Below are 7541 nucleotides of genomic sequence, written 5' to 3' on the forward strand. Positions count from 1 at the left end.
GCGGCGACACGCTGGAGGTCGATGTGCCGCCGCGTGTACATGGCAATGGTGACCAGGGGCCGCCGAGGAACGTCCCGCACCGCCGTCACCTCCGTCCCGGCCGGCTCGCGCCGTGCCGGGCTCGCGTTCGCGCCATCGCCGTAGGCTCCGCCCGGTTCAGCAGGCCAGGGCCTGGGGCCGGCACTCCTGACCCGCCGGCACCGGGACCCGGCTCCGGTCCGCGGCGCCGTTCTCGTCCCTCCCGGGTGAACACAGATCCTCACCGCCGTGTTCCCGCTTCCCCTCCGTACCCGGAACGTCGGTGCGCGGAATGTCGGTACGCGGGATCTTGTGGAAGGCCGGATGGGCCCCCAGCCGCCGTACGTACGACCAGAGGCGGCCGTCGGCGGCGACGCGCCGCAGACCGTCGGCGTCCAGGTGGACGAGGGCCACCCACAGATCCACGTCCGCGGCCGTCAGCGTCTCGCCCAGCGCATAGGGATGCGAGGCCAGCCGGCCCTCCAGAAGATCCAGCGCCGGGTCCGGCGCCGGGGCCTGGGCGAGGTCCTCACCGAGGAGTTCGCGGACGGCGTCGATGTCGTCGGCCAGGGCGGCGGGCCGCAGGCGGGGCAGCTCGGTGTCGTCCTGGTCGGCGAAGTGGAGGGCGAGGTCGTCGAGGATGTCGGCAGTGTGGTTGCTCACGATCCGTCCGCTCCACAGGTCGCACAGCGCGGGCACGGTCAGCGGGCCGTCGTAGCGGTGCCGGGTCGTCGCGTAGGCCGTGCGCAGTGCCGCGAGCGCGTCGGGGGCGCCGGCCGGGGACGGAAGGGGGGTGGTGCCGACCGAGTCCTCCAGTCCGAGGAGGCCGAGGGTGATCGAGACACGCAGTGAGCTCGGACAGCCGGGCGAGAGATACAGGTGGTAGCGGTGGGCCGCCGGGTAGTACCCACCAGCCAGATCGGCGCCGATACGGCCGCGGAAACGCGGGGGCGTGCCGGGGCGGGAATCGGGGAGCGCCGTCGGGAAGGACGTCCGCGTCAGGGTCTCGGGCATGGTCTCGCGGGAGGCAAAGGTCTCGGACATGGCTCTCTCCAGGGGTGCGGTGGAGCCCCGGTGGCTTCTTCGGCGCCGGTGGCCGTACGGGGAGGAGGGGCCGGCGGCGCGCGGCAGCGCACAACGCCCGGACCCGGAACTGCGTTTGCGGACCGGTTCTGCTCAGGCGGCCGGTGCGCAGCCGTTGCGGAGCCGCAGCAGATCGATGTGCCGGCGCTTGGTCAGCAGGCGCGGACGCGGCAGCGGCGCCGGCCGGAAGGTCCGGCGGGCGCTTCTGTTCTTCCGCGATGTCCTGGGCATCTGCGCCGGTCCCGTCCCGTTCGTCGGGCCTCGCGAGACTACGAGACCGCACTTGCCCCACCGCCGGGGTGGGACCTGGTCGTCACCCGGGGCACCCCGTCGCAGTGGAAGGGTTGCCTGTCAGCGGGCCGGGGCCGATGACCCACCTGAGCAGGGAATCCCGCGCGGGTGAGCGCTGACAATCGTGACCGTCACGAACAGTCTGAGTGTGCTCCGATGGGCCGTCAAGAAGGCGGTACGGCGGGATCCGGCCGGAGTCGGACGATCGTCCGGCGCCCCGGACCGTACAACCAAGTCCCCGCCTCGCGAGTCGTGATCACGAGCGGCCTCCTGCGGCCGTCATGATCCGACCAGAGGACGGAATGAAACCAGCCAGCCGCACAACGGCCCTGGCCGCCAGCGCTGTTGTGCTCGCCACCGCGGGCGGTCTGCTCGCCGGGGCAGCTCCGGCCTTCGCCGTTGTCAATTGTCCCTCGCCGGTGTACAAACGGCAGTTCTTCGCGAACACCACCTTCTCCGGCACCCCGAAGAAGACGGACTGCGACAGCATGATCAGCGAGAAGTGGGGCACCGGCGCCCCCGTGGCCGGTCTGCCCAAGGACAACTTCTCGGTCCGCTGGTCCGTCACCCGCGACTTCGGTTCCGGCGGTCCCTTCTCCCTGCCGGTCACCGCGCAGGACGGCGTCCGTGTCTATCTCGACGGCACCCGCAAGCTCGATCTCTGGAAGAACGTCTCCACGCCCCAGAAGAAGACCGTCAACGTCACCGTCCCGGCCGGGCAGCACACGCTGCGCGTCGACTTCGTCCACTGGACCGGGAAGGCGGAGGTGAACTTCGTCTACGAGCCCCGCATCTCCGCGGGTGTCGACAAGGTCGCGCCGCGCATGCCCACGGGCCCGTCGACGACGTACGACAGGAACACGGGCAAGGCCAGGACGAGCTGGTCGAGGAACAAGGAGATGGACCTCGGCGGGTACCGCGTCTACCGCCGCGTCAAGGGCGCCTCCTTCGGCACCAAGCCCCTGGCGACGACGATCGCGGCGTCCTACACCGACGGCAGCGTGCCCGCGACCGGCGAGACCTATTACTACGAGGTCCGCGCGTACGACAAGGCGGGCAACGAATCCGCCGGCACCGCCGACCAGGCCGTCACCACCGTGGACCGGACCGCGCCCGCGGCCCCCTCCGGGCTGACCGCCGCCGCCGGCACGAACGGGCTGCTGATCGGCTGGCACGGGGTCACGGGAGCGGTCTCGTACCGCGTGTACCGGGCGGTGGGGTCGGACGGCGCGTTCGCCCAGGTCGCCACCACGGACCAGGTCTCGTACCGGGACACCTCGGCGGTCGACGGCGTCTCCTACTACTACCGGGTGACCGCCCTCGACGCGGCGGGCAACCAGTCCGGGCGGTCCGCCGTCGTCGGCGGCAGGAGCAGGGACCTCGTTGCGCCGCCCGCCGTCACCGGGCTGACCGTCACCCCGACCGAGTACGGTTTCGATCTGGGCTGGGACGCGAATCCGGCCGCCGACATCGCCAAGTACACCGTCCACCGGGGCGAGATCATCGGCGACGAGGGCGAGGAACAGCGCTGTTTCGGCAGCCTGGTGGAGTACCTGTGGGCGGACACCACCTCGTACACGTACACCGGCCTTCCCGACGGTGAGCGCGCCTGCTTCTACATCGACGCCATCGACGCCGCCGGGAACTCCTCCCTCCGATGGACCGGGACGGCCGAGGCCGTGTCCGCGACCGAACTCGACATGACGCCGAGCGTGCCGACGCCCGAGGGCTCACCGCTGGACGTCACGGTGTACGCGGCGGAGGGGGACGAGGGGAACGAGGTGAGGTGGAGGGGTCTCGGCGGATCCGCCCCGGAGGCCGCGGGCGGCTACCGCGTCCACCGCTGGAACCCCGCGACCGCCGCGTACGAGAGGATCGCCGAACTCGGCAGCGGTGCCTTCGTGTACTTCGACACCGGCGCGAGGCGGGGCACCACCTCGTACTACTGGGTGACGGCGGTGGCCGCGGACGGCACCGAATCCCTGCCCTCGGGCGACTGGGCGGTCACCGCACCACCACAGCGGTGACCTGAACGACGCCGAGGGGCCGGGAGGAGGCGGACGACCTCCTCCCGGCCCCTCGCCATGTCTCCGCGTCGCCATGCCGGCGCGAGGTCACCGACCGGGGGACCGGGGCGACACAGCCCGCGGTGCCGCCTGCCTCCGCGGTGGCCGCACCGGCGGTACCGCGCGGCATCGATGATCTTCGTCGGTTGTTCATCCGGGCGACGTTCCGTGCTTGCCCGCAAGTGGGACGATCTTGCTCCGTCCATGTCGTGCAATGTCGTGCAACGGAGAAACGATGCCCCCGAAGAGAACCTACGCCGCGGTCGTGGCCGTAGCTGTCGCCGCCGGACTGCTGGCCGGCACGGGCGCGGCGAGCGCGCATCAGGAATCGCGGCGGCCGGTCGCCTTCGACCGCACCGCGACCTACCCGGTCTTCCAGAACCGGCCGGCCGGCGAGGACCCGGCCACCACGACCGTCGCCGAGATCTCGGCGACGAGCGAGGACGGCCGGACCCTGGTCTACACCGACGCGGCGGCCCGGCGGATCGGCTTCCTCGACATCAGCAGGCCCGACAGCCCGCGGGGGCTCGGAACGCTGTCGCTGACCGAACTCGGCGACGCCGAGGACGAGCCGACCTCGGTGGCCGTGGTCGGCCAGTACGTCCTGGTGGTGGTCAACACCAGCGCCGAGTACACCGATCCGTCCGGCCGTCTCGACGTCATCTCGCTGCGCGACCGCAAGCGGGTGGCGAGCCACGACCTCGGCGGCCAGCCCGACTCCATCGCGATCAGCAAGGACAAGCGGTACGCCGCCATCGCGATCGAGAACGAGCGCGACGAGGAGGCGACCCCGCCCGGAGGCGAGGAGGGCGACCTGCCCCAGCTTCCCGCCGGCTTCGTGCAGATCGTCGACCTCAAGGGCGATTCGCCGAAGAAGTGGCGTACCCGGGCCGTGCCGCTGACCGGATCGGACGGCAGGGCACTGCCCGCCCTGGCCGCCGCCGGGATCACCGAGCCGACCGACCCGGAGCCGGAGTACGTCTCCGTCAACGGGCGCAACCAGCTCGTGGTGACCCTCCAGGAGAACAACGGCATTGTCGTACTGGACCTGCCGACCGGCAGGATCACCAAGGCCTTCAGCGCCGGTACGGCGTCGGTCAGCGGTATCGACACGGTCGAGGACGGCACGATCGACCTGACCGGCTCGATCACCGACGTACCGCGCGAGCCCGACTCGGTCGGCTGGATCGACGACCGCTACCTGGCGACCGCCAACGAGGGCGACTGGCGCGGCGGCACCCGGGGCTGGACCATCTTCGACAGCCGTACCGGCAAGGTCGTCTGGGACGCGGGCAACACCTTCGAGGCCCTCGCCGTACGCCACGGGCTGCACAACGAGGACCGGTCCGAGAACAAGGGCACCGAGCCGGAGGGCCTGGCGATCGCCGAGTTCGACGGCGTGCGCTACGCCTTCGTCGGCTCGGAGCGGAGCAACTTCGTCGCCGTCTACGACCTGAGCCGGCCGACGGCCCCGGTCTTCCGCCAGGTCCTGGCCACCACCAACGGCCCCGAGGGGCTGCTGCCGATCCCGTCACGCGACCTGCTCGCGGTCTCCAGCGAGGAGGACGACGCCTCGGCCAACGTGCGGGCCTCGGTGAGCCTCTTCCGCCTGGGCAAGGGCACCCCCGCGTTCCCGAGCATCGTGTCGGCGCCGGACTCCACGGGCGCGCCGATCGGCTGGGGCGCGCTCGGCGCTCTCTCCGCCGTACCCGGCAGGTCGCACCAGCTCTACAGCGTCACCGACGCCGTGTACTCCCCCACCAGGATCCTGACCGTCGACACGGCGCGGCAGCCGGCGCTCATCACCAGGGCGCTGACCGTCAAGGATGCCGACGGCCGGCCGGTCGGCTACGACGCGGAGGGCATCCACGCCCGGCCGCAGGGCGGCTTCTGGCTCGCGGTGGAGGGCGCGAAGGGCGCGGACAACAAGCTGGTCCGGCTCGACAGCGCCGGGCGGACCCAGCAGATCGTTCCCCTGCCGGCGGATGTCGCCGCGGGCCTCGGCGGCCAGGGCTTCGAAGGGGTCACCGCGACCACCGACCGCGGCGGTCGCGAGGTGGTCTGGGCCACGCTCCAGCGTGAGGTCAAGACCGACCCGGCCGGGATCGTCCGGCTCGGCCGGTACGACGTCGCCGCGGGCACCTGGAGCTGGTACGGCTACCGGATCGGCGGCACCACCACCCCGGGCGACTGGATCGGCCTCTCCGAGATCACCGTGGTCGGCGACAAGCTCGCGGTCATCGAGCGGGACAAGCTGAACGGCCCGGCCGCCAAAATCAAGCGGGTCTACACGGTGGACCTGCCGAAGTCCGCGTCGCCGGCGGGTTCGCTGCCCGTACTGCCGAAGAAGCTCGCCCACGACGTGCTGCCCGACCTGCGCGCGACGAACGGCTGGACGCAGGAGAAGCTGGAGGGCCTGACCGTGGCCGGCGACGGTGAGGTCTACGCCGTCACCGACAACGACGGCCTGGACAACGCCACCGGGGAGACCGTCTTCCTGCACCTCGGCTCCAGCAGGAAGATCTTCGGACGCCACTGATCCGCCCGGCGCTCATCGGCGCCGCCTCGCACATCACCCGACAGAACACCCGACGGCCGCCGGCGCATCGCCGGCGGCCGTCGGCGTCGCCGCCCGGCCCGCGCCCGGCCGTCGCCGCGGAGGACAGCGGACGGCCCCGAGGGGTGCGTTGGCCGACCGGCGCGTGAACGCCCGCCGGATCGGCCGCGACTGGGCCCTTGAGTGGGTCCGTGGGCCCTGCGTATGGGCCCTGATCCGTCCTTAGGCTGCGTCCGCTCGGGGGGTTACGAGGGCGTGAGCTGGGAGAACAGGTGAAGGGCGCCGGCGGGTTCCGAAGGTCGTACGGGTATGGGCACGGGCGTGGGCACCGCCGGTGGGGTGATCGAGGGCAGGGCGGGGCCGAGTACGCGGCGATGGTCGGGGTGGTGTCGCTGGTGGTGGCGGCGATCGTCGGGCTGAGTGTGCCCGCCGACACGGCGACCGGGCTGAAGACGCAGGTGTGCCGGATTCTTCACCCGTTGAGCGGGGGCGAGGCGTGTGCCTCGGGTGACTTCGCGGACGGCGGGAACGGGGACGGCGGTGGAGGCGATGGCGGAGGCGGGAATCCTGGCGATCCCTTCGTTCCCAACGGCGATCCGTTCGAGCCCGCGAAGTGTCTGCTGTCCCAGGAACAGACCAAGGACACCGTCGTCATCCAGGTGGTCTTCATCAAGATCAGCGCCTCGGAGACGGTCAAGCTCCAGCAGTGGTCCGACGGTACGGTCACGCTGGAGCGGGTCACCGAGACCGGCGGCGGGGTCACGGCGAGCATCTCCGCGGGGATTCCGGGGCTGAAGGACTGGGGCGGCAGCGCCAAGCTGAGCGGCACGTATCTGGCGGGCAGCGGCAGCGGCGGCCAGTGGCTGTTCAACGGGAACAAGACCGGCAACCCCCAGTCGGACCTGGAGGCCAACCTCGCCGACGCCAAGCAGTTCACCGAGTACCTCAAGGCGATGGACGACTGCAACAGCCGCCCGGCGGGCCCCCGTTCCTCCGAACTCGGGTTGATCTGCGGCTACCACGCCGGCAAGAAGAAGCCCGACCTCCCGCCGGAGCGCGCGCCGGATGTCGATATCACCAAGACGTCCACCGAGGTGTCGGGGAATGTGAGTTTCGGGGGGAAGTTCAAGAGCAACGGGAAGGGCGGGAAGGACGCGGGGAAGAGCGACGGTCCCAAGGATCTGGGGAAGATCTCGGGTGAGGTGCTGTCGGGCACGATGACCGAGGACGTGGTGGTCATGCGTCACAACACCGGTCAGAACGCGGGGAAGATCACCTTCATCTACACCTTCACCGTCAAGGGCACGGCGGGCGCGGTGGGGGTGGCCACGGGTGAGAGGATGCAGCAGGTCGCGGTCACCTACGACGCGGCGGCCTACGACCAGGAGAAGGAGAACGGCGACCCGCACCACCCCGAGAAACTGGTGATCACCACCAGCCAGGAGGCCGGTGACGGCGGCGGCTTCAAGGCCGAGGCGGGAGCCAACGCCGGCCCCGTGACCATCGACGTCGGCGGCGGAGGCGGA

5 protein-coding genes and 1 riboswitch are annotated in these 7541 nt (G+C 71.3%); of the genes, 3 read left to right on the forward strand and 2 right to left on the reverse strand.

Going from position 1 to position 7541, the window contains the following annotated elements:
• Positions 1–156: 156 nt before the first annotated feature.
• The gene (locus BFF77_RS26550) at positions 157–1062 is read right to left on the reverse strand and encodes a glutathione S-transferase C-terminal domain-containing protein (RefSeq protein WP_066954468.1); all 906 of its coding nucleotides are present in this window, start codon (positions 1060–1062) and stop codon (positions 157–159) included.
• Positions 1063–1194: 132 nt separating this feature from the next.
• Positions 1195–1332 (reverse strand): hypothetical protein, encoded by a 138-nt coding sequence (locus BFF77_RS35970; protein ID WP_169922732.1) that lies wholly within the window; start codon positions 1330–1332, stop codon positions 1195–1197.
• Between the two features lie 43 nt (positions 1333–1375).
• Positions 1376–1522: riboswitch (SAM riboswitch) on the reverse strand.
• Between the two features lie 172 nt (positions 1523–1694).
• On the opposite strand from BFF77_RS35970, the gene BFF77_RS26555 reads away from it, so the two are divergent.
• The 3 genes from BFF77_RS26555 to BFF77_RS26565 all read left to right on the forward strand — a co-directional run.
• The gene (locus tag BFF77_RS26555) at positions 1695–3419 is read left to right on the forward strand and encodes a PA14 domain-containing protein (RefSeq protein ID WP_066954471.1); all 1725 of its coding nucleotides are present in this window, start codon (positions 1695–1697) and stop codon (positions 3417–3419) included.
• Between the two features lie 274 nt (positions 3420–3693).
• Positions 3694–5997, forward strand: a complete 2304-nt coding sequence (locus BFF77_RS26560; protein ID WP_066954474.1) for an esterase-like activity of phytase family protein — start codon at positions 3694–3696, stop codon at positions 5995–5997.
• A 392-nt stretch (positions 5998–6389) separates the two neighbouring features.
• Positions 6390–7541 (forward strand): hypothetical protein (locus BFF77_RS26565; protein WP_211280318.1); only part of this gene is annotated, 1152 nt, incomplete at its 3' end.

The organism is Streptomyces lushanensis (assembly GCF_001700515.1).
In the GTDB taxonomy this organism is placed as follows: domain Bacteria; phylum Actinomycetota; class Actinomycetes; order Streptomycetales; family Streptomycetaceae; genus Streptomyces; species Streptomyces lushanensis.

Excerpts from the sequence above, each read along its gene's own strand:
- BFF77_RS26550 (WP_066954468.1), bottom strand. The coding sequence starts at position 1,062 with ATGTCCGAGACCTTTGCCTCCCGCGAGACCATGCCCGAGACCCTGACG.
- BFF77_RS35970 (WP_169922732.1), bottom strand. The coding sequence starts at position 1,332 with ATGCCCAGGACATCGCGGAAGAACAGAAGCGCCCGCCGGACCTTCCGG.
- BFF77_RS26555 (WP_066954471.1), top strand. The coding sequence starts at position 1,695 with ATGAAACCAGCCAGCCGCACAACGGCCCTGGCCGCCAGCGCTGTTGTG.
- BFF77_RS26560 (WP_066954474.1), top strand. The coding sequence starts at position 3,694 with ATGCCCCCGAAGAGAACCTACGCCGCGGTCGTGGCCGTAGCTGTCGCC.